This is a genomic window from Enterobacter sp. E20 (assembly GCF_000801755.2).
Classification (GTDB): domain Bacteria; phylum Pseudomonadota; class Gammaproteobacteria; order Enterobacterales; family Enterobacteriaceae; genus Enterobacter; species Enterobacter asburiae_B.
Genome location: NZ_CP012999.1, coordinates 1,895,834 through 1,916,524 on the forward strand (window position 1 = coordinate 1,895,834; position 20,691 = coordinate 1,916,524).

Sequence of the window (20,691 nt, forward strand, 5' to 3'; positions counted from 1 at the left end):
TACGCGGATTAAAACGAAGGCAGATATCGCAAAAGGGGTCGCCATCATGAACGATCACATGTTTGTTGAAACGCTGATTATCTCCTCATCGTTTTTCGCTATTGCCATTATTCTCGTCGCCTCCGTGCTGTTTCTGGAAAGAAAAGGCTGACAGGGGCGTCAGCCATCGCGGTTACGCTTTGTGGAAGGTCACCAGCTCAGGACGGGCGATGCGCAGGTAATCCTGGGTATCCATAATCACGGATTTCTCCAGTAAACCGGCGTTAAAGGCGATTTCGTCAAAGCGCTCGAACAGCAGCGGGTCGGCAACCAGCGCCAAATCAGGATGGAAGCTAAAGGGCGGGATAGCGCCGAAAACGCAGGCGGTCAGGGTATCGACCTCAGCCGGGCTGGCGAGGGAGGCCTTCAGCCCGCCAAAATGGCTGGCAAGCTGGCTCAGGTCGGCCTGCAGATCGGCGGCGAGGATCGCCAGAACGTGTTTTTTTACGCCGTTTCCCTTCACCTTGCAGACCAGGGCTTTGGCGCCTTGCCGCAGATCGGTCCCGCGAATTTCACTTACCGCTTCACATTTCCCGACCGCCGCATGCTCCATAACGCGAAACCGCGCGCCCTGTTCGGTGAGTAAGGTAATCAGCTGCTGGTGGGTTCCTGCCCCAATAACGTCGTCAGTCATAACGATTTCCCGGTGATAATCCATTTTGCAGGGTTCTACATTAGCACGGGATGAACGAGGTCGAAAGAAAACAGCCAGCGGGTTCGCTGGCTGTTGGATTATGCGTTGCTGGTAGCAGATTGCTTGTGGAACAGCTCCCTGAACACCGGATAAATATCATCCTGGTCACGGATATGCTGCATGGCAAAATTATCGAACATTGCTTGCAGATGTTCATACTCCCGCCACAGGGTCTGGTGCGCGCGACGGGTAATTTCGATATAGCTGTAGTAACGCACCACCGGCAGAATTTTCTTCGCCAGAATCTCGTGACACAGCGGTGAGTCATCGGCCCAGTTGTCGCCATCGGACGCCTGCGCGGCATAAATGTTCCACTGCGCCGGGTCGTAACGCTCTTTCACCACTTCATCCATCAGCTTCAGGGCGCTTGATACGATGGTCCCGCCGGTCTCCTGCGAGTAGAAGAACTCATGTTCATCCACCTCTTTCGCCTGAGTGTGGTGACGAATATAAACCACCTCCACGTTCTTATAGGTTCTGCTCAGGAACAGGTAGAGCAGAATATAAAAACGCTTCGCCATATCCTTCGTGGCCTGGTCCATCGAGCCGGAAACGTCCATCAGACAGAACATTACCGCCTGGCTGGAGGGCTCAGGGCGTTTTTCGTAATTCTTGTAGCGCAGGTCGAAGGTGTCTATAAACGGTACCCGTTCGATCTTCGCTCTTAGTTCCGCAATCTCTTTACGCAGACGCTCCTCTTCCAGCAGTTGCGCCGGTTCCGTGTTTTCCACGACCTTCAGGCTGCTCTCCAGCTCGCGCAGTTCGCGCCGTTTGCCCGCCGTCATGGCCGTTCGTCGCGCCAGCGAATTCTGCAACGAACGCACGACGCTGATATTGGCGGGCACGCCGTTGGCGGTATAGCCCGCGCGATGGGTTTTGTATTCATTAAGCTGACGATGCTGATTCTTTTTCAGATTCGGCAGCGCCAGGTCTTCAAACAGCAGGTCGAGATATTCGTCTTTCGAAATCTGGAAGACAAATTCGTCCTGACCTTCACCGTCCTGGCTGGCCTGTCCCTGACCGCTTCCTGAACCACCGCCGCCGCCCTGAGGACGCTCAATTCTGTCGTTCTGAACGAAGTGGTCATTACCTGGGTGTACGCGATGGCGCAGGCCGCCTCGCCCCTGATGAAACATCGGTTCGCTGATGTCATCGGTGGGGATGGAGACAGACTCGCCGCTGTCGACGTCGGTCACCGAGCGTTTGTTGATGGCCTCGGAGATAGACTGTTTAATTTGCGCTTTATAACGACGCAAGAAGCGCTGGCGGTTCACCGTGCTCTTGTTTTTGCCGTTAAGACGCCGGTCAATAAACCAGGTCATATACCCCCCGTACTGCATTTGCCAACTTGCATTTTGTAGGCCCGGTCAGCGCTAACCGCCACCGGGCACTTGTTTTTAAGACGATTTACGCACGCGCAGATACCATTCACAGAGCAGGCGGACCTGCTTGCGGGTGTAGCCTTTTTCCATCATACGGTCGACAAAGTCGTCGTGTTTTTTCTGCTCATCGGTTGAGGTTTTGGCGTTAAACGAGATCACCGGCAGCAGCTCTTCGGTATTGGAGAACATTTTCTTCTCAATGACCGTGCGCAGCTTCTCGTAGCTGGTCCAGTTCGGATTGCGCCCGTTGTTATGCGCTCTGGCGCGCAGGACAAAGTTGACAATCTCGTTACGGAAGTCTTTCGGGTTGCTGATCCCGGCAGGCTTCTCGATTTTTTCCAGCTCCGCGTTCAGGGATTCACGGTCAAACAGCTGGCCGGTATCCGGGTCGCGGTACTCCTGATCCTGGATCCAGAAGTCAGCATAGGTGACATAACGGTCGAAAATGTTCTGCCCGTATTCTGAATAGGATTCCAGGTAGGCCGTCTGGATCTCTTTGCCAATGAACTCGGCGTATTTCGGGATCAGGTAACCTTTGAGGAACTCAAGGTAGCGTTCAGCCTGCTCCTGCGGGAACTGCTCGCGTTCGATTTGCTGCTCCAGCACGTAGAACAGATGAACCGGGTTGGCCGCCACTTCCGCATGGTCGAAGTTAAAGACGCGGGAGAGGATCTTAAACGCGAAGCGCGTGGACAGACCGTTCATCCCCTCATCAACCCCGGCATAGTCGCGGTATTCCTGATACGACTTCGCTTTCGGGTCGGTATCTTTCAGGCTTTCACCGTCATAGACGCGCATTTTCGAATAGATGCTGGAGTTTTCCGGCTCTTTCAGACGCGAAAGGATGGAGAAGCGCGACAGCGTTTCCAGCGTGCCGGGCGCGCAGGGGGCATGCACCAGCTCGCTGTGGTTAAGCAGTTTCTCGTAAATTTTGATCTCTTCGGAGATCCGCAGGCAATAAGGCACCTTGACGATGTACACGCGGTCAAGGAAGGCCTCATTGTTTTTGTTATTACGGAAGGTCACCCATTCAGATTCGTTCGAGTGGGCGAGGATAATCCCGTTAAACGGCAGGGCGGAGATACCTTCCGTCCCGTTGTAGTTGCCTTCCTGGGTAGCCGTCAGCAGAGGATGCAGCACTTTAATCGGTGCTTTAAACATCTCGACGAATTCCATAATCCCCTGGTTCGCACGGCACAGCGCGCCTGAGTAACCGTAGGCATCCGGATCGTTTTGCGCGAAGTTTTCCAGCTTACGGATATCGACTTTACCCACCAGCGCCGAGATATCCTGGTTGTTCTCATCACCGGGTTCTGTTTTGGCGATGGCGATCTGCTCAAGGATAGACGGCCAGACCTTCACCACGCGGAATTTGGTGATGTCGCCACCAAACTCGTGCAGGCGTTTTGCCGCCCACGGCGACATGATGGTGCCGAGGTAGCGACGCGGGATGCCATACTCTTTATCCAGAATCTGCGCGTCTTCCTGCGGATTGAACAGGCACAGCGGATGGTCGTTCACCGGGCTGCGTTCACCGTTGGCGCTCAGCACATAAATAGGAACGCGCTGCATCAGCGACTTCAGGCGTTCAGCCAGCGAGGATTTACCGCCCCCCACCGGGCCGAGTAAATAGAGGATCTGTTTCTTCTCTTCCAGACCCTGGGCGGCATGCTTCAGATAGGAGACAATCTGTTCGATGGCATCTTCCATACCATAGAACTCTTCAAACGCCGGGTATCGGGCGACCACCCGATTCGAAAAGAGACGGGAAAGCCGAGGCTCCAGGGCAGTGTCAACCATGTTTGGCTCACCAATAGCCATCAATAGCCGTTCTGCCGCATTGGCATAGGCACTGCGATCTTGCCGACAGATGGTAAGAAACTCCTGCAGTGTGAACTCTTCGTCCTTGGCAGCTTCATAGCGCTGGCGATAGTGATCGAATATATTCATGGCATGCCGTCCTTTCGTTTTTTAGCACAGGATAAGAGCCGTTCGTATGAGTAGTGGAGGCTCCCGGAAGAGAATCTCTCGCACCTTACTGCCAGAGCAGCAACCTGTGTGCCAGGTCAGACGCTAAGAACCGCAGGGTGTTCAGGAAAACTCTTCTTAAATTAAAGCGTAGATGGCATTTGCAAAACTTGCATGCCCAGAAAATCTACTTTCAATGACATATCAATAACTCATCCAAAAATTTCCACTGTCGTTATAAGACAAATGCACGTTTTTCATTCAGTGGTCATATAAATGAAAGCGTGTTGTCATCTGAAAAGTTAAAAATAACGGGTTAATCAGACTGATTAGCAGGCAAAAAATTTTGGGATGTACGGGAATGGCGGTTACACTTCATCCGCTGATTATTTGACTACAGGAAAGAATGGATTGTGACCAAACTCAAACTTCTGGCATTAGGCATCCTTGCCGCGACCGCAGTGAACACCGCGCAGGCGGAAAGTCAGTGGACGGTTGGCGCGGGTGTTGGCGTCATTAACAGCCCGTATAAACAGTATGACCGTGATGTTTATCCTGTTCCCGTTATCACCTATGAAGGCGACAACGTCTGGTTCCGCGGGCTCGGCGGCGGCTACTATCTCTGGAACGATAAGGCCGATAAGCTCTCCATCATGGCCTACTACGACCCAACGCACTTCAAGCCGGGTGACAGCGACAGCCATGCGCTTCGCCAGCTCGACAAGCGTAAAAGCACCATGATGGCCGGGCTCTCGTATGTACATAACACCGAGTATGGCTTCCTGCGTACGGCCCTGGCGGGTGACACGCTGGATAACAGCAACGGCTTTATCTGGGATCTGGCGTGGTTGTACCGCTACACCAACGGTGGGCTCACCCTGACGCCGGGTATCGGTGTGCAGTACAACAGCGAGAACTACAACGATTACTACTACGGCGTCTCTAAAAACGAGTCCCGCCGCAGTGGTCTGAAAAGCTACAGTGCAGATGACGGCTGGGATCCTTACCTGGAGCTGACCGCGAGCTACAACTTCCTTGGCGACTGGAGCGTGTACGGTACCGGCCGCTATGAGCGTCTGAGCGACGAAGTGAAGGATAGCCCGATGGTCGATAAGTCCTGGGCAGGCATCTTCTCTGTGGGTGTGAGCTACAAGTTCTGATTGCGCATTAATTCAGTGCAATCTTTGCATCAAAACGGGGCGCTTGCGCCCCGTTTGCTTTAGCGTGGTGCAGTGAATTTATCGCTTAACAATGCGAATCGTCTGCCCTAAACGGGACGGTTTTTCCTCACTCGCTTTTTGCGGGTTGCTCACGCAAGCGGTTTCCACGCAGACAAACGTTTTGTAGCCTTCATCCGTCATATCGGCCATGCTGACGGACAGCGCAGGGCCCGGGTTCCAGCCCACCACGTCGCTGTGATGATGATGGACCACTTCAATGCCGCGGTTCAGGGCGCCGTCGTGGATCACGCTGCACGCTTCCGGGTGCAGGTAAACGCGGTCGGTACGGTCAGGGAATGCCTGAACGCCGTCGCTCAGTTTGCCTTCTTTCGCGTTATCCACTTTGTCGATATAGGTATCGCCCAGGCCGCTCACCTTCACGGCGCTGATATCACCCACGTTGAAATAGGTGTGCAGGGCAGAGGTGGTTTCGAACTCGCCGTGAGCTTCCAGTTCGATTTCACAGGTTTTACCCAGCTTGAAGCGGGCATACAGGGTGAAATCGTGCGGCCAGAGGGCGCGGGTTTCATCATTAGCCTGCAGCTCAAAGGTCAGCACTGCGCCGTTGTCATCTTCGTTATGCGCTTTCAGCGTCCATTGCTGGTTGCGGGCAAAACCGTGAGACGGCAAACCCGGCTGTGCGGACGGGCCGAACCACGGCCAGCAGATCGGTACGCCACCGCGGATTGCGGCCCCTTTTTTGAAGGAGGTCGCATCGCTCAGCCATAAGCCTTCTGCTTCGCCTTCCGGTTTCCAGGAGAGCAGGTGGGCGCCGTTGAGCGCTACGGAGGCTTTAACGCGTGGGTGGTCAACGACGATGATATCAGCACCGTCAATCTGACGGCGGGAGAGCACAGGGGTAAGTTGTTCGACTACCGGAAGTGCAAAAATTTTATGAGTCATTAAGCAATCCTCTGTCTAAAAACAATAAAAAAGGCGACCGAAGTCGCCTTTTTGGATCAAACACTCATCTCAACTTATTTGGAGATGTGAGCGATCAGGTCCAGTACTTTGTTAGAGTAGCCGGTTTCGTTGTCGTACCAGGAAACCAGTTTCACGAAGTTGTCGTTCAGTGCGATACCTGCTTTAGCATCGAATACTGAAGTGCAGATTTCGCCGTTGAAATCGGTAGATACAACGTCGTCTTCGGTATAGCCCAGAACGCCTTTCATTGCGCCTTCGGAAGCAGCTTTGATTGCTTTCTTAATTTCTTCATAAGAAGCAGCTTTTTCCAGACGAACGGTCAGGTCAACAACGGATACGTTAGGAGTTGGAACGCGGAACGCCATACCAGTCAGTTTGCCATTCAGTTCTGGCAGTACTTTACCTACAGCTTTAGCAGCACCGGTAGAGGATGGGATGATGTTCTGAGCCGCGCCACGACCGCCGCGCCAGTCTTTGTGAGACGGGCCATCAACGGTTTTCTGAGTAGCGGTAGTCGCGTGAACGGTAGTCATCAGACCTTCGATGATGCCGAAGTTGTCGTTAATAACTTTAGCCAGTGGTGCCAGGCAGTTGGTGGTGCAGGATGCGTTAGACACGATATCCTGGCCAGCGTAAGTTTCGAAGTTTGCACCACGAACGAACATTGGGGTGTTGTCTTTGGAAGGACCAGTCAGAACAACTTTCTTCGCACCAGCGGTGATGTGTTTACGCGCAGTTTCGTCGGTCAGGAAGATGCCGGTTGCTTCAGCAACAACGTCAACACCGATTTCGTTCCATTTCAGGTTAGCTGGGTCTTTTTCAGCAGTAACGCGGATGGTTTTGCCATTAACAACCAGGTGGCCGTCTTTCACTTCAACGGTGCCGTCGAAACGACCGTGAGTTGAGTCGTACTTCAGCATGTACGCCATGTATTCAGCGTCCAGGAGATCGTTGATACCAACGATTTCGATGTCAGAACGTTTCTGAGCAGCACGGAAAACAATACGGCCGATACGGCCAAAACCGTTGATACCTACTTTGATAGTCATATATTCCACCAGCTATTTGTTAGTGAATAAAAGGTTGCCTGTAAAATTACAAAAACCTTACGCAGCGTCAAGCGGAATCGTGTCAATCATTGCGACAAATCAATCCTGTGACTAACGTTTGTGCGACTGACTCGCCTCACTTTCCCTTTGAGCTTGCACCCATATGGGGGCTGAGCCGGGATTTTAAAGTCCTCGCAGGATAAAAATGTGAACGTGATCACAATTGCCTGACCGCTTATTCGCGACACATAAGTTTAGATCAAAAGTGCACGCAAGGGTGTTAATGTTTTGTTAGAATCCGGGTTAAAGATGTCTGTTTCTACAGCGAGATGTAAGCATATGTCGAACCAACGTAACCCTGACGATTTGAAAAAAAACCTCACAGAAATGCAGTTTTACGTGACGCAGAATCACGGAACGGAACCGCCGTTCACCGGGCGTTTACTGCACAATAAGCGAGACGGCGTCTACCACTGCCTGGTCTGTGATGCGCCCCTGTTCAATTCACAAACGAAATTTGATTCTGGCTGCGGCTGGCCGAGTTTCTACGAGCCGGTGAGCGATGAGGCCATCCGCTACCTGACCGACTCGTCGCACGGCATGGTGCGTACGGAAATTCGCTGCGGCAACTGCGATGCGCACCTTGGGCACGTCTTCCCGGATGGCCCCCAGCCTACGGGCGAGCGTTTCTGCGTAAATTCGGCCTCAATGAGCTTCACTGACGACGAAAACGGCGACCAGGTGAAGGGTTGAAAAAACGATTCAGCAAATTATTCCTTTGAAAGGGCGCGAGAGTGAATATTGATGACATGATTAGCGGCATGACGCCGGAGATTTATCAGCGTCTGGTGACCGCCGTAGAACTGGGAAAATGGCCCGACGGCGTTGCGCTGACGCCGGAGCAAAAAGAGAACAGTCTTCAGCTGGTGATGCTGTGGCAGGCGCGCAATAACACCGACGCGCAGCACATGACGATCGACATCAAAGGCCAGATGGTCATGAAGAGCAAGCGCGAGCTGAAAGAAGACTTTGGCATCACGCCGAAGCCGATTGCGACGATGAAAATGCAATAACGGTGCAGGTTGATACCCTCTCCCACAGGGAGAGGGCGTAAAAGACTACGCCTGCGTTTCCAGCCAGTCTTCGAGCGTATACAGCGTTGCGCCTTCCGCAGCCATATCCATAAACGCCTGAGCGCTGTCCTGCGGGTGAATGTTCACCCCGCGGCAGCCGTCGGTGATGACGTTGACGGTATACCCCAACTGGAGCGCGTCCAGCACGGTAAACTTCACGCAGTAATCCGTCGCCAGGCCCAGCACGATCAGCTCCGTGATTTCATGGTGGCGTAACCACGCGTCCAGCGCCGTTTTCTGGCGATGCCCGTTATCAAAAAACGCGCTATAGCTGTCGATAGCCGGGTTTTCACCTTTATGGAACACCGCGTCGATGGCTTTCTGGTTCAGGAGCGGATGCAGCTCCGCGCCTTCCGTCTGCTGTACGCAGTGATCCGGCCAGAAGGTTTGCGCCAGCCCGTCGAGTTCCCCCTGAGTGAAAGGCTCGACGTCGTGCTGGCTGGCAAAGCTGCCGTGGTTCGCCGGATGCCAGTCCTGGCTTGCGACAACCGCTTCACCGCGGGCTTTGCACCAGTCAATCAGCGTGTTTGCCACGTCAACGGTACTGTCACCTTCGGCGACGGCCAGCGCACCGCCCGCGCAGAAATCATTTTGCAAATCGACCAGTAGCAGGGCGCGTTGCTTCATGAGCACTCCTTATTCGTCCGGGGTCAGCTCGCCGCGCAGGTTTTGCATCATCGCGCTGCGAATAGACTGAATGTCCAGATCCTGACTCAGTAAATAGTGAAGTTTAGTCAGCGTTGCCTCAACGGTCATATCGAACCCGCTGATAACTCCGGCGTGCGCCAGCGCGTTGCCGGTGGCATAGCCGCCCATGTTGACCTTTCCGGACATACACTGGGTCAGGTTCACGACCACAATTCCGCGCTCGCTGGCTTCCTGAAGCTCTTTCAGGAATTCGCCGTTCTGCGGTGCGTTGCCGACGCCATAGGAGCGCAGAATCAGCGCTTTCACCGGCTGGCGCAGGAAGTTACGCACCACGTCGGCGGAGATACCCGGGTAGATAGTGACCACGCCAATCGGTTGCGGAGTGATCGGATGCACGATCAGCTCGCCGGCGGTGTTCGGTGCAGGCGGCGTGCCCAGACGACGGATATGAATCCCGGCCTCCAGCAGCGGCTGTAGGTTAGGGGAGGCGAAGGCGTCAAAACCGTCGGCATGGGCTTTGGTGGTACGGTTGCCGCGATACAGACGGTTATTGAAGAACAGCGACACTTCGTTAATCGGGTAATTCGCCGCCACATACAGGGAGTTAAGCAGGTTGATCTGCCCGTCCGAGCGCAGCTCCGCCAGGGGGATTTGCGACCCGGTGACGATAACCGGCTTGCTCAGGTTCTCCAGCATGAAGGAGAGCGCCGAGGCGGTAAACGCCATGGTGTCGGTGCCGTGCAGGATCACGAAGCCGTCGTACTGGTCGTAATGGGCTTTAATGTCATCCGCGATATGCTGCCAGTCTTCCGGCGTCATGTCGGAGGAGTCCATCAGCGGCTCGTATTCGTGGATGGTGAAGTCAGGCATCTCCGGACGGTGGAATTCTGGCATCAGCGCAAGCTGACGCTGAAGGTGGCCGGAGACAGGGATATAGCCGTTTTCAGAGCGCTGCATACCGATGGTACCGCCAGTGTAGGCTACATAAATCGATTTCTTCTGCATGGTAGTGAGTTCTTGTTCTTCAAAAGAAAAAAATCCCCTCTTCGCGGGAAGAGGGGACGGTTTTTAACGGACGTTAGCGCAGGTCAGGCAAAACGCGTAACGACTCTGTGGATCGTTAAAGGCCGCGAGCTTATCGCTTTCCGCCTTCATCGCTTTCGCCGCCGTGGCGACCGGCGCAGGCAGGTAAGCCTGCATCGCCTCCGGCAGCATGGCGCGTACCGAGCCGGACATGCTGTCCATGACCATATCGAAGAACGACGGCTCGTCCTGGTAATACTCGATATGCCACTGCTTGAGCTTCGCCAGCTCGGCGGCTTTCTTCACCGCGTCATCGAAGTCGCCCAGACTGTCCACCAGACCGTTGCTCTTCGCATCCTGGCCGGTCCAGACGTGGCCTTGCGCAATCTGGTCGATCTGCTCTGGCGTCTTTTTACGCGAGTCCGCCACCAGGGTGATAAAGCGCTTATAGCCGTTCTCAATGCTGAGCTGCATCATCTCAGAGACTTCCGGCGGCAGGGATTTGGTCACCGACACATCCGCCAGCGGAGAGGTGGCCACGCCATCGGTATGCACGCCCAGAGAATCCAGGCTGTTCTCCACGGTGTTGATCACCCCGAAGATGCCAATCGAACCGGTCAGCGTGCTTGGGTTGGCCACGATGTAGTTGGCTGGGGTTGAGATCCAGTAACCCCCGGAGGCGGCCATTCCGCCCATGGATACGACGACCGGCTTGCCGGCGGCACGCGCCGCGGCCAGTTCAGCGCGGATCACCTCGGAGGCGCTGACGCTGCCGCCAGGGCTGTTCACCCGCAGGACAATTGCTTTCACTTTTGGATCCAGGCGAGCATCGCGGATTTGTGACGCGGTAGTATCGCCGCCCACGTTCCCCGGCGTCTCCTGGCCGTCCATGATGGCGCCGTTGGCAAACACCACCGCGACGCTGTCACCGCTGTCATCCGGCTTTTTCGCCGAGTAATCATACATGCTGATGGCGCTGTAATTTTTGTCCTCTTTGCTCCAGCCAAACTGCTTGCTCAGGGATTTTTCAATCTCGGCGCTGGTGCCCAGGGCATCCACCAGTTTGTTATCCAGCGCATATTTCGCGGTATCACCGTCAACCTTACGCAGGCCATCCAGCACGCCCTGCGCGCCGGGGAACGCCTGCTCAGGCGTAATCTGGCGGTTAGCAGCAACGGTGCCGAGATAGTTCTGCCACAGCTCGCCAATCCAGCGGCTGTCCGCTTCACGGGCGGCAGGAGACATGTCGTCGCGGATAAACGGCTCGACGGCTGATTTATACGTGCCGACGCGGAAGACGTGGGTGGTAACCTTCAGCTTGTCGAGCAGGGATTTGTAGTACAGGCCGTTGGTGGCAAAACCGTGCAGATCCACCGTCCCCTGCGGGGAGAGCCAGATTTTATTGGCGAAGCTCGCCAGATAATATTGCCCCTGGCTGTAGCTGTCGCCCACGGCAATCACCGGCTTGCCGCTGTCGCGGAATTCGCGCAGCGCTTTACCGATGTACTGCATTGAAGGCTGATCGCCTCCGGCGAAATCTTTCAGATCCAGCACGATCCCGGTGATGTTACGGTCGTCTTTGGCCTGGCGGATGGTGTCGACGATATCGAACAGGGAATTTTCCTGCAGACGGTCTGATGTCGCGCCAAACAGCTGGCGGCTGATTGCCCCCAGACGGTTGCTGGCGGACGGTTTATCAACGATAACGCCGGTGATATCGAGTAACAGGGCCCCGCGAGTCGAATGCTGCGCCTGATTCGCGTTGCTGATATGCATCCAGATGCCCGCGCAAACCAGAACCAGCAGGATGAAGAAGATGTTCATCACCAGGTTGCGGACGAAGTTGAGCAGTCGCCACGTCCATTTAAAGAAACCGGCAATGATTCGCCAAAGGGTTCGCATGTATTCTCCCTAACCAGAAAATGACTGTTTCCGTCGCCACTGGACGGTAATGTTGGGTTATCGTAATGACCCAACCGCCACTTGTCAGCAGGAATCGCCTGCCAGGCTGTAACAAAATCTGCCGTCGTGTTAATTTTGTGAGTAAATTTCAAGAAAGGAGTTAACCAATGGACGCACTCGAACTGCTTGTTAACCGCCGTAGCGCTTCCCGTCTGGCCGAACCTGCCCCGGCAGGCGAGCAGCTGGAGAACATTCTGCGTGCCGGCATGCGTGCCCCCGATCACGGCACGCTGCAGCCGTGGCACTTCTTTGTGATAGAAGGCGAAGGCCGCGATCGTTTCAGCCAGCTGCTGGAGCAGGGCGCGGTTGCCGCCGGTCAGGATGAGAAAGGTATCGACAAGGCGCGCAATGCCCCGTTCCGCGCCCCGATGATTATCGCCGTCGTGGCGAAATGCCAGGCTGACCATAAGGTGCCGGTCTGGGAGCAGGAAATGTCCGCAGGCTGCGCGGTGATGGCGATGCAAATGGCCGCTGTCGCGCAGGGCTTTAACGGTATCTGGCGTACCGGTGCGCTGACCGAAAGCCCGGCGGTCCGTGACGGTTTTGACTGCGGTGAGCATGACAAAATTGTCGGTTTCCTCTATCTCGGCACCCCGCAGCTTAAAGCCTCCAGCACCATCAGCATTCCGGACACCACGCCTTTCGTCAGCCATTTCTGATAACGCACCTAAACTGTCTGGATTCTGAGCATCTGCCGCAGAATTCAGACAGTCATACTTACCTCTTTATGGAATGAGCGCTACCATAGCGCGATTGAGATGACAGGAGACGTCCATGAGCGAGCAAACCATTCGTTTAACGCAGTACAGCCACGGAGCCGGTTGCGGTTGTAAAATTTCCCCGAAAGTGCTGGAGACCATCCTGCACAGTGAACAGGCGAAGTTTGTCGACCCGAACCTGCTTGTCGGCAATGAAACGCGTGACGATGCTGCAGTTTATGACTTAGGTAACGGCACCAGCATTATCAGTACTACCGACTTCTTTATGCCGATTGTCGACAACCCGTTCGACTTCGGGCGAATTGCGGCCACCAACGCCATCAGCGATATCTTCGCGATGGGCGGTAAGCCGATCATGGCGATTGCCATTCTGGGCTGGCCGATCAACACCATCCCGCCGGAAGTGGCACGCGAGGTGATTGATGGCGGACGCTTTGCCTGCCAGCAGGCGGGGATTGCCCTGGCCGGCGGTCACTCTATTGATGCGCCGGAGCCTATCTTTGGCCTGGCCGTTACCGGCGTAGTGCCGACCGAACGCGTGAAGCGCAACAGCACCGCGCAGGCGGGCTGCAAACTGTTCCTCACCAAGCCGCTGGGCATTGGCGTGCTGACCACCGCCGAGAAAAAATCCCTGCTGAAACCGGAGCACAAAGGCCTGGCAACGGAAGTCATGTGCCAGATGAACCTCGCCGGTGCGGCGTTTGCCAATATCGACGGCGTGAAGGCGATGACCGACGTCACCGGTTTTGGCCTGCTGGGGCACCTCTCTGAAGTGTGTCAGGGCGCGGGCGTGCAGGCGCAGGTCTGGTATCAGGACGTGCCGAAGCTGCCGGGCGTGGAGGAGTATATTGCTCAGGGCGCGGTCCCGGGCGGTACCCAGCGCAACTTCGCCAGCTACGGTCACCTGATGGGCGAAATGCCTGAGGAGTGGCGCAGCCTGCTGTGCGATCCGCAAACCTCCGGCGGCCTGCTGCTGGCGGTCACGCCGGAATCCGAAGCCGAGGTTCAGGCCACTGCCGCCGAGTTCGGCATCACCCTGACGGCGATCGGCGAGCTGGTGACCGCGCGCGGTGGCCGACCGATGATTGAGATCCGTTAATTCGATGCGGTTGTTTATTGCCGAAAAGCCGAGCCTGGCCCGTGCCATTGCCGATGTGCTGCCTAAACCGCATCGCAAAGGCGACGGCTTTATCGAATGCGGTAACGGGCAGGTGGTCACCTGGTGTATTGGTCACCTGCTTGAGCAGGCGCAGCCGGATGTCTACGACAGCCGCTACGCCCGCTGGAATTTAAACGATCTGCCCATCGTGCCGGAAAAATGGCGCCTGCAGCCCCGGCCTTCGGTCACCAAACAGCTCAACGTGATCAAGCGTTTCCTGCATGAAGCGGCTGAAATCGTGCACGCGGGTGACCCGGACAGGGAAGGGCAGCTGCTGGTGGATGAGGTGCTGGACTATCTTGAGCTGGCACCGGAAAAGCGCCAGCAGGTGCAGCGCTGCCTGATAAACGACCTCAACCCGCAGGCCGTCGAGCGGGCGATCTCTCGCCTGCGCGCCAACAGCGAGTTTATTCCGCTGTGCGTCTCGGCTTTAGCCCGCGCCCGCGCCGACTGGCTGTACGGCATCAACATGACCCGCGCCTACACAATTCTTGGGCGCAACGCGGGCTATCAGGGCGTGCTCTCCGTGGGGCGCGTGCAGACGCCGGTGCTGGGGCTGGTCGTGCGTCGTGACGAAGAGATTGAGAACTTCGTCGCCAAAGATTTCTTTGAGGTGAAAGCGCATATCGTCACGCCTAAGGACGAGCGCTTTACCGCCGTCTGGCAGCCGAGCGATGCCTGTGAATCGTATCAGGATGAAGAGGGGCGACTGCTCCATCGTCCGCTGGCGGATCACGTGGTTAACCGCATTACCGGCCAGCCGGCTATCGTTACCAGCTATAACGATAAACGGGAATCAGAACCCGCGCCGCTGCCGTTCTCGCTTTCTGCACTTCAGATTGAGGCGGCCAAAAAGTTTGGCTTGAGCGCGCAGAACGTGCTGGACATCTGCCAGAAGCTCTACGAAACCCACAAGCTCATCACCTACCCGCGTTCGGACAGCCGCTATCTGCCGGAAGAGCACTTTGCCGGTCGCCACTCGGTGATGAACGCCATTAGCGTGCACGCGCCGGATCTGCTCCCGCAGCCGGCGGTGAATCCGGACACCCATAACCGCTGCTGGGACGACAAAAAAGTCGATGCCCACCACGCGATTATCCCGACGGCCCGCGCCAGCAACGTCAACCTGACCGAGAACGAAGCGAAGGTCTATAACCTGATCGCCCGTCAGTACCTGATGCAGTTCTGCCCGGACGCGGTATTCCGTAAGTGCGTGATTGAGCTTGAGATTGCCAAAGGCAAGTTTATCGCCAAAGCGCGTTTCCTTGCGGAAGCGGGCTGGCGCACGCTGCTCGGTAACAAAGAGCGCGACGAAGAGAACGACGGCACGCCGCTGCCGGTGATCGCTAAAGATGACGAACTGCTGTGCGAGAAGGGCGAAGTGGTTGAACGTCAGACCCAGCCGCCGCGCCATTTCACCGATGCGACGCTGCTGTCGGCGATGACCGGGATCGCCCGGTTTGTGCAGGATAAAGATCTGAAGAAGATCCTGCGCGCCACCGACGGTCTGGGGACGGAAGCGACGCGAGCGGGGATCATCGAGCTGCTCTTTAAGCGTGGCTTCCTGGAGAAAAAGGGACGCTACATCCACTCAACGGAACCGGGCCGGGCGCTGATTCATTCTCTGCCGGAGCTGGCCGCGAGGCCGGACATGACCGCGCACTGGGAATCGGTGCTGACGCAGATCAGCGAGAAGCAGTGCCGCTATCAGGACTTTATGCAGCCGCTGGTCGGGACGCTTTATCAGCTGATCGATCAGGCGCGCAGCACGCCGGTGAAAACGTTCAGAGGGATGGTTGCGCCCGGTGGCGGCGCGAAGAAACCGTTCAAAAAGAAAAAGAGCGCGGCAGCCTCTTAAACTGTAGGTCGGGTAAGGCGCAGCCGCTACCCGGCGAAAAGCAGCTCTGCGGCCTGATACGCCCGGTTTTCTCCCTCTCCCTGCGGGAGAGGGCCGGGGTGAGGGCTCCCGGCCGCACGCGATAAACCTTAAATCACGCCCTGACCAATCATCGCATCCGCCACCTTCACGAACCCGGCGATATTCGCCCCGCGCACGTAGTTGGTTTGCGATGCCTCGCCGCCGTACTCCACGCAGGCATGGTGAATATCCAGCATGATGTGGTGCAGGCGCGCATCCACTTTCTCCGCCTTCCAGCCGAGACGCGCGGCGTTTTGCGCCATCTCGAGGCCGGAGGTCGCCACGCCGCCCGCGTTAGCGGCCTTGCCCGGCGCAAACAGCACGCCCGCTTCCAGGAACAGGTCCGTCGCGTCGATGGTGGTCGGCATATTCGCCCCTTCGGCCACCGCTTTTACGCCGTTGCTAATCAGGGTACGCGCGGCGTCCGCATCCAGCTCGTTCTGCGTTGCGCACGGCAGGGCGATATCCACCGGAACGCCCCACGGCTGTTTCCCTTCCAGGTAGGTCAGGCCAAGCTCCCGGGCATAATCCGCCACGCGACCGTCGCGGCTGGCTTTGATTTCACACAGGCGCGCCAGCTTCTCTGCCGTAAAGCCCGCTTCATCCACTACCGTGCCGCTGGAGTCAGAGGCGGTCACCACGCGAGCGCCAAGCTGCATCGCTTTCTCAATAGCGTACTGCGCCACGTTACCGGAGCCGGACACCGCGACGCGCATGCCTTCAAAGCCTAAACCGTGACGCTTGAGCATCGCCTCGGTGAAGTAAACCAGGCCGTATCCTGTCGCCTCCGGGCGGATCAGGCTGCCGCCAAACGACAGTCCCTTGCCGGTAAAGACGCAGGCGCTGTTGTTGGAGAGCTTTTTCATCATCCCGGCCATAAAGCCCACTTCACGTCCGCCCACGCCGATATCACCGGCAGGAACGTCGGTATCCGGGCCGAGGTGGCGGTAGAGTTCGGTCATCAGCGCCTGGCAGAAGCGCATGACTTCGCCTTCGCTTTTGCCTTTCGGGTCGAAATCGCTGCCGCCTTTCCCGCCGCCCATCGGTAGCGTGGTGAGGGCGTTTTTAAAGGTCTGCTCGAAGCCGAGGAATTTCAGAATCGACAGGTTCACGGACGGATGAAAACGCATGCCGCCCTTAAACGGGCCAATGGCCGAGTTAAACTGAACGCGCCACGCGCGGTTAACCTGTACCTGGTTGCGATCGTCAACCCACGTCACGCGGAACTGGATCACGCGCTCTGGCTCGACAAGGCGTTCAAGCAAAGACATCTGGCGATAACGCGGGTTTTGTTCAAGGAAGGGCCACAGGGTGGTCATAACTTCACGCACGGCCTGCGCGAACTCGCTTTGGTGCGGGTCGCGCTGCTGAACATGGGCAAGGAAACTTTCCAGAGAGCGTGTCTGATCCATAGATATAAGAACCTCTTATCGTATTTTATGTTTATTACTTATGCGATTTGTGTTGTTTTTTGACTATACCACCCGTACCGCTTTGTGAGGCAAGCAGAAATTTATGACGAAAGGGAAATTAATGAGAGGGCGGGCGTCATAACGAAAAGCGATGAAGAGATAAATTAAAGGTTCCGCTCTGGTTTACCGTTATAGTCATTATCAAGGAACTACTGGAAGATGTGTCTATGAAACGTTATCTACTCACCGCGTTATGTCTGATCTTTACCGCAGGCGTGCAGGCCAACCCCATTCTCCCGGACGTGGAGGTGAATGTGCCGCCGGAAGTGTTTAGCTCCAGCGGCCAGAATCAAACGGTGCAGCCCTGTAATCAGTGCTGTATCTATCAGAATCAGAACTACTCGGAAGGGGCCGTTGTGAAAGCGGACGGCATTCTGCTGCAGTGCCAGCGCGACGAGCGCGCCATCAGCACGAACCCGCTGGTCTGGCGTCGCGTAAAACAATAAAGGCTTCCAGCAGCGGAATATCCGCGGGGGCTAAGGCGTAGCCAAACGCCTCTTCCGGCGTACACCACGCGAGCGCGCTGTGGTAGTGCGCCGTGAGCTCGCCGCGAAAAGCAGGAACGTGCCAGGCATGCAGGTTAATCAACCGCTGGGAGACTTCCCGCTGGTGGCTTGCCACGTATTGCCCCGGCAGGGCGTCAATGCCCAACTCTTCACGCAGCTCGCGGATAAGCGCTTCTGGCTGGGTTTCTCCGGCCTCGACTTTACCGCCTGCAAATTCCCACATTCCCGGCTGGTCGGCGTGGACAGGGCGCTGCGCCAGTAAAATGTTGCCGTCTTTTTCGATGATGGCGGCAACGACATCGAGTGTTTTCAGCATGGTCGTCAATAATTGATAGCGAAAAAAGACATATTATCGTGCCCTTTCTCAGAGTCCAGTAAACAGGAGAATCAGGTGAAAGAGTCCACCGCCTGGGTTGCCCCCCTCGAATCCCTTCCCGCCAGCCTTAAACCGATTGCCGCCATGCAGAAAAAGCATTTTGGCGCGATGCTGAATCCCACCCGCTGGTGGGGGCGAATGCCGCGTCTGTTCTGGCTGGTGGCGCTGTTTGTCGGCTTTCTGGAGCGTCGTCACGCGCGCCTGACGCCCGCGCTGCGTTCGCTGCTCATGACGCGGGTATCCCAGCTCTGTCACTGCGCTTTCTGTATTGATGCCAACAGCCTGCGGCTGGCCGAGCGCTGCGGCGCGCTGGATAAGGTTCAGGCCGTGAGCGACTGGCAGGATTCCGCCTTGTTTACCGAGCAAGAGCGCGCGGCGCTGGCCTACGCCGAGGCGATGACCGCCACGCCGCCCCGGGCGGATGAGGCAGTCAGAACTGCGCTGAAGCGCAACTTCACGGATGATGCCATCACCGAGATGACGGCGCTGATTGCGTTTCAGAATCTCTCCGCCCGCTTTAATGCCGCGCTGGATATTCCGGCGCAGGGGCTGTGCGCCACGTTTAACGAGACTCCCCATGCTTGACCGCCATCTTCATCCGCGGGTAAAGCCCGCTCTGAATCGTCTGGTTTCCGTGCTGGATAGGCCGGGCATCACGCCCGACGGATTGACCCTGACCGGGTTTGCCATCGGCGTGCTGGCGCTGCCGTTTCTGGCCCTCGGCTGGTATCCGGCCGCGCTGGCCGCCATCGTGCTTAACCGCCTGCTGGATGGTCTGGACGGCGCGCTGGCGCGCCGGAGAGGGCTGACCGATGCGGGGGGATTTCTCGACATCGCGCTCGATTTTCTGTTCTACGCCCTGGTGCCGTTTGGCTTTGCGCTCGCGGCTCCGGCAGAGAATGCGCTCGCGGCCGCCTGGCTGCTGTTTGCGTTTATCGGTACCGGCAGCAGCTTTCTGGCGTTTGCGGCGCTGGCCGCAAAGCACGACATCGACAACCCCGGCTATGCGCACAAGTCGTTTTATTACATCGGTGGGTTAACGGAAGGGACGGAGACCATCGCGCTGTTCGTGCTGTGCTGCCTCTTCCCGGCGCACTTTACGCTGTTCGCGTGGGTATTCGGCGCGCTGTGCTGGCTGACCACCACAACGCGCGTCTGGAGCGGCTATGTAACGCTGAAGTCACTCACCCGTTAGAGAGCGCTCTCCGGCCCGCGCTCTCCGGTGGTGACCGGGTTCTGCGGGTGACTGCTCCATTCGTACCAGCCGCCGTCATAGATGGCGACATTCTTCCAGCCCATCGCCCGGGCGTACATAAAGGTTTCTGACGCGCGCCACCCGGTGCCGCAGTAAAACGCGACGTGCTGTTCCGGCAGAATATTCCAGCGCTTCCACTGGGCGGCGATATCGTCCGCGCTGCGCATGGTGCCATCCGGGTTATGGAAATCTTCCATATGGGTCGCGTCGCTGCCCGCATGACCCCAGCGGGCACCGGCTATTTCACCTTTTGGCTTGATGTAGCTGTAGCCGCTGGTTTCGCCGATGAACTCCGGCCACGAACGAATGCTGACCAGGGAGGCATCCTGACGGTGCAGCATCCCCCGTGCCTGTTCCATATCAACCATCAGCTGCGGCTGGCCGGGGATCGGCGCGCCAAAATCGGGGGCTGGCGTCACTTTCGCGGGCGTGCCGCGCTCAACCGGGAGGCCAGCATCCGACCACGCCTTCCAGCCGCCGTCGAGAATACGCACATCCTTCACGCCGGCATACAGCATGATCTGCGCCACGCGCGCGGCGGCGTAAACGTCACGGCCATACAAAATGACGGTGGTGTCGTGACGGATACCGTGCTTCGCCAGCATCGCTTTCAGCGCGTCGTCGGAGACTTTATTCCACAGCGGCTCGCTCTCCACCTCGTTGGTGTCGATGTAGCCTGCGCCGGGAATGTGGTTCAGCAGGTAAAACTTCGGTGCGCCCCAGGCGGCTTCAATCACTTTCCAGTCACCCGCCGGCGCGGCGGTCACGGGTTTACCCTGCTGGAGGCGGTGGATCCACTGCGGGTAAACCAGCTGTTCAAAGTGAGGCAGGCGCTGAAGGCGGTCGGGCGTCTGCAGAGCGTCGCTGAGCAGCGAGACGTGGCGGTATCCGGCTTTCTCCAGGCGGGATTTCACCGCCAGGTTATCGTTCTCGTCGCCGTAGAGGGCGATGGCCGTCGCGGGCGTAAGCTGATGCTGTTTTGCCCAGCTCGCAATCTGCTCGTCGCTCATTGCGCCCAGCCAAGCGGCAGCAAGGTTGAGTGCGGCGGGTTCATGCCCGGAGGGGCCGCTGAGGGTCTGCGGCCAGCCGTTGTAAAACGCGCTGGGACGGGTGTCGACAGGCGTGCCGTGCTGCGCCTGAAGCTGGGAGAGCGTCATCGCGTTGGGCATATCAGCCGCCAGAGAGGAAAAGGACGCGAGGCCGCAGAGCAGGGCCAGCGCGGTCAGTTGAGAAACACGTTTCAT

The 20,691-nt window shown here is 57.1% G+C and carries 21 protein-coding genes; 10 read left to right on the plus strand and 11 right to left on the minus strand.

The window, feature by feature from the left end; all coding sequences use genetic code 11:
* Nucleotides 1-46: 46 nt before the first annotated feature.
* A complete protein-coding gene (yoaI, locus tag NI40_RS23880; protein ID WP_087822389.1) occupies nt 47-151 on the plus strand; it encodes a small membrane protein YoaI in 105 nt (34 codons plus the stop codon).
* Between the two features lie 21 nt (nt 152-172).
* Here the strand turns inward: yoaI and NI40_RS09000 are convergent, their stop codons facing one another.
* The 3 genes from NI40_RS09000 to yeaG form a co-directional block, all read right to left on the minus strand.
* Nucleotides 173-673: a YbaK/prolyl-tRNA synthetase associated domain-containing protein gene (locus NI40_RS09000; RefSeq protein ID WP_039262019.1), complete on the minus strand. Its 501-nt coding sequence runs from the start codon at nt 671-673 to the stop codon at nt 173-175.
* A 98-nt stretch (nt 674-771) separates the two neighbouring features.
* Entirely contained in the window at nt 772-2,055 is a 1,284-nt protein-coding gene (locus NI40_RS09005; protein ID WP_032651499.1) for a YeaH/YhbH family protein, read from the minus strand.
* 75 nt (nt 2,056-2,130) lie between these two features.
* Complete coding sequence (yeaG, locus tag NI40_RS09010; RefSeq protein WP_008500713.1) at nt 2,131-4,065, minus strand: protein kinase YeaG; 1,935 nt, start codon at nt 4,063-4,065, stop codon at nt 2,131-2,133.
* Between the two features lie 431 nt (nt 4,066-4,496).
* On the opposite strand from yeaG, the gene NI40_RS09015 reads away from it, so the two are divergent.
* Nucleotides 4,497-5,243: a MipA/OmpV family protein gene (locus tag NI40_RS09015; protein WP_032657936.1), complete on the plus strand. Its 747-nt coding sequence runs from the start codon at nt 4,497-4,499 to the stop codon at nt 5,241-5,243.
* A gap of 78 nt (nt 5,244-5,321) precedes the next feature.
* Here NI40_RS09015 and NI40_RS09020 read toward each other — a convergent pair whose 3' ends face one another.
* Nucleotides 5,322-6,206, minus strand: a complete 885-nt coding sequence (locus tag NI40_RS09020; protein WP_039262022.1) for a D-hexose-6-phosphate mutarotase — start codon at nt 6,204-6,206, stop codon at nt 5,322-5,324.
* A gap of 74 nt (nt 6,207-6,280) precedes the next feature.
* Nucleotides 6,281-7,276: a glyceraldehyde-3-phosphate dehydrogenase gene (gene gapA / locus NI40_RS09025; protein WP_023311257.1), complete on the minus strand. Its 996-nt coding sequence runs from the start codon at nt 7,274-7,276 to the stop codon at nt 6,281-6,283.
* A 339-nt stretch (nt 7,277-7,615) separates the two neighbouring features.
* Between gapA and msrB the strand changes: the two genes are divergently transcribed.
* Nucleotides 7,616-8,029: a peptide-methionine (R)-S-oxide reductase MsrB gene (gene msrB, locus NI40_RS09030; RefSeq protein WP_029739831.1), complete on the plus strand. Its 414-nt coding sequence runs from the start codon at nt 7,616-7,618 to the stop codon at nt 8,027-8,029.
* Nucleotides 8,030-8,085: 56 nt separating this feature from the next.
* Nucleotides 8,086-8,349: a YeaC family protein gene (locus NI40_RS09035; protein WP_249435399.1), complete on the plus strand. Its 264-nt coding sequence runs from the start codon at nt 8,086-8,088 to the stop codon at nt 8,347-8,349.
* A 45-nt stretch (nt 8,350-8,394) separates the two neighbouring features.
* Here the strand turns inward: NI40_RS09035 and pncA are convergent, their stop codons facing one another.
* The 3 genes from pncA to sppA all read right to left on the minus strand — a co-directional run bounded on the left by pncA (nt 8,395) and on the right by sppA (nt 11,982).
* Nucleotides 8,395-9,036, minus strand: a complete 642-nt coding sequence (gene pncA / locus NI40_RS09040; RefSeq protein WP_039262029.1) for a bifunctional nicotinamidase/pyrazinamidase — start codon at nt 9,034-9,036, stop codon at nt 8,395-8,397.
* A 9-nt stretch (nt 9,037-9,045) separates the two neighbouring features.
* Nucleotides 9,046-10,062 (minus strand): asparaginase, encoded by a 1,017-nt coding sequence (gene ansA, locus NI40_RS09045; RefSeq protein ID WP_008500705.1) that lies wholly within the window; start codon nt 10,060-10,062, stop codon nt 9,046-9,048.
* A 63-nt stretch (nt 10,063-10,125) separates the two neighbouring features.
* Entirely contained in the window at nt 10,126-11,982 is a 1,857-nt protein-coding gene (sppA, locus tag NI40_RS09050; RefSeq protein ID WP_039262030.1) for a signal peptide peptidase SppA, read from the minus strand.
* A gap of 167 nt (nt 11,983-12,149) precedes the next feature.
* Here sppA and NI40_RS09055 point away from each other — a divergent pair, with 167 nt between their 5' ends.
* The 3 genes from NI40_RS09055 (at nt 12,150) to NI40_RS09065 (ending at nt 15,778) form a co-directional block, all read left to right on the plus strand.
* Nucleotides 12,150-12,701 (plus strand): NAD(P)H nitroreductase, encoded by a 552-nt coding sequence (locus NI40_RS09055; protein ID WP_039262031.1) that lies wholly within the window; start codon nt 12,150-12,152, stop codon nt 12,699-12,701.
* A gap of 115 nt (nt 12,702-12,816) precedes the next feature.
* Nucleotides 12,817-13,860 carry a selenide, water dikinase SelD gene (selD, locus tag NI40_RS09060; protein ID WP_039262032.1) on the plus strand — a complete coding sequence of 348 codons (1,044 nt, stop codon included), beginning with the start codon at nt 12,817-12,819 and terminating at the stop codon, nt 13,858-13,860.
* A gap of 4 nt (nt 13,861-13,864) precedes the next feature.
* A complete protein-coding gene (locus NI40_RS09065) occupies nt 13,865-15,778 on the plus strand; it encodes a DNA topoisomerase III (RefSeq protein ID WP_039262034.1) in 1,914 nt (637 codons plus the stop codon).
* Between the two features lie 128 nt (nt 15,779-15,906).
* Here the strand turns inward: NI40_RS09065 and gdhA are convergent, their stop codons facing one another.
* Nucleotides 15,907-17,250, minus strand: coding sequence for an NADP-specific glutamate dehydrogenase (gene gdhA, locus NI40_RS09070; RefSeq protein ID WP_039262035.1), 1,344 nt, complete (start codon nt 17,248-17,250; stop codon nt 15,907-15,909).
* 227 nt (nt 17,251-17,477) lie between these two features.
* Here gdhA and NI40_RS09075 point away from each other — a divergent pair, with 227 nt between their 5' ends.
* Nucleotides 17,478-17,756 (plus strand): DUF1496 domain-containing protein, encoded by a 279-nt coding sequence (locus tag NI40_RS09075; protein ID WP_029742006.1) that lies wholly within the window; start codon nt 17,478-17,480, stop codon nt 17,754-17,756.
* Here NI40_RS09075 and NI40_RS09080 read toward each other — a convergent pair.
* Nucleotides 17,716-18,132, minus strand: coding sequence for a pyrimidine (deoxy)nucleoside triphosphate diphosphatase (locus NI40_RS09080; RefSeq protein WP_033145251.1), 417 nt, complete (start codon nt 18,130-18,132; stop codon nt 17,716-17,718). The two genes, NI40_RS09075 and NI40_RS09080, sit on opposite strands and share 41 nt — an antisense overlap.
* Nucleotides 18,133-18,207: 75 nt before the next feature.
* On the opposite strand from NI40_RS09080, the gene NI40_RS09085 reads away from it, so the two are divergent.
* Both NI40_RS09085 and NI40_RS09090 read left to right on the plus strand, forming a co-directional pair.
* The gene (locus NI40_RS09085; RefSeq protein ID WP_039262037.1) at nt 18,208-18,777 is read left to right on the plus strand and encodes a carboxymuconolactone decarboxylase family protein; all 570 of its coding nucleotides are present in this window, start codon (nt 18,208-18,210) and stop codon (nt 18,775-18,777) included.
* Nucleotides 18,770-19,387 carry a CDP-alcohol phosphatidyltransferase family protein gene (locus tag NI40_RS09090; RefSeq protein ID WP_039262038.1) on the plus strand — a complete coding sequence of 206 codons (618 nt, stop codon included), beginning with the start codon at nt 18,770-18,772 and terminating at the stop codon, nt 19,385-19,387. Before NI40_RS09085 ends, NI40_RS09090 begins: the two co-directional genes overlap by 8 nt.
* Here NI40_RS09090 and NI40_RS09095 read toward each other — a convergent pair.
* Nucleotides 19,384-20,691 carry a sulfurtransferase gene (locus tag NI40_RS09095; protein WP_039262040.1) on the minus strand — a complete coding sequence of 436 codons (1,308 nt, stop codon included), beginning with the start codon at nt 20,689-20,691 and terminating at the stop codon, nt 19,384-19,386. The genes NI40_RS09090 and NI40_RS09095 overlap by 4 nt on opposite strands.

Bases quoted from the DNA above. Each gene is read 5' to 3' on its own strand.
- NI40_RS09075 (WP_029742006.1), top strand. From the start codon at position 17,478: ATGAAACGTTATCTACTCACCGCGTTATGTCTGATCTTTACCGCAGGC.
- NI40_RS09000 (WP_039262019.1), bottom strand. From the start codon at position 673: ATGACTGACGACGTTATTGGGGCAGGAACCCACCAGCAGCTGATTACC.
- NI40_RS09055 (WP_039262031.1), top strand. From the start codon at position 12,150: ATGGACGCACTCGAACTGCTTGTTAACCGCCGTAGCGCTTCCCGTCTG.
- yeaG (WP_008500713.1), bottom strand. From the start codon at position 4,065: ATGAATATATTCGATCACTATCGCCAGCGCTATGAAGCTGCCAAGGAC.
- pncA (WP_039262029.1), bottom strand. From the start codon at position 9,036: ATGAAGCAACGCGCCCTGCTACTGGTCGATTTGCAAAATGATTTCTGC.
- NI40_RS09005 (WP_032651499.1), bottom strand. From the start codon at position 2,055: ATGACCTGGTTTATTGACCGGCGTCTTAACGGCAAAAACAAGAGCACG.
- msrB (WP_029739831.1), top strand. From the start codon at position 7,616: ATGTCGAACCAACGTAACCCTGACGATTTGAAAAAAAACCTCACAGAA.
- sppA (WP_039262030.1), bottom strand. From the start codon at position 11,982: ATGCGAACCCTTTGGCGAATCATTGCCGGTTTCTTTAAATGGACGTGG.
- NI40_RS09090 (WP_039262038.1), top strand. From the start codon at position 18,770: ATGCTTGACCGCCATCTTCATCCGCGGGTAAAGCCCGCTCTGAATCGT.
- NI40_RS09080 (WP_033145251.1), bottom strand. From the start codon at position 18,132: ATGCTGAAAACACTCGATGTCGTTGCCGCCATCATCGAAAAAGACGGC.
- gdhA (WP_039262035.1), bottom strand. From the start codon at position 17,250: ATGGATCAGACACGCTCTCTGGAAAGTTTCCTTGCCCATGTTCAGCAG.
- NI40_RS09035 (WP_249435399.1), top strand. From the start codon at position 8,086: ATGATTAGCGGCATGACGCCGGAGATTTATCAGCGTCTGGTGACCGCC.
- gapA (WP_023311257.1), bottom strand. From the start codon at position 7,276: ATGACTATCAAAGTAGGTATCAACGGTTTTGGCCGTATCGGCCGTATT.
- NI40_RS09095 (WP_039262040.1), bottom strand. From the start codon at position 20,691: ATGAAACGTGTTTCTCAACTGACCGCGCTGGCCCTGCTCTGCGGCCTC.
- NI40_RS09020 (WP_039262022.1), bottom strand. From the start codon at position 6,206: ATGACTCATAAAATTTTTGCACTTCCGGTAGTCGAACAACTTACCCCT.
- ansA (WP_008500705.1), bottom strand. From the start codon at position 10,062: ATGCAGAAGAAATCGATTTATGTAGCCTACACTGGCGGTACCATCGGT.
- selD (WP_039262032.1), top strand. From the start codon at position 12,817: ATGAGCGAGCAAACCATTCGTTTAACGCAGTACAGCCACGGAGCCGGT.
- NI40_RS09065 (WP_039262034.1), top strand. From the start codon at position 13,865: ATGCGGTTGTTTATTGCCGAAAAGCCGAGCCTGGCCCGTGCCATTGCC.
- yoaI (WP_087822389.1), top strand. From the start codon at position 47: ATGAACGATCACATGTTTGTTGAAACGCTGATTATCTCCTCATCGTTT.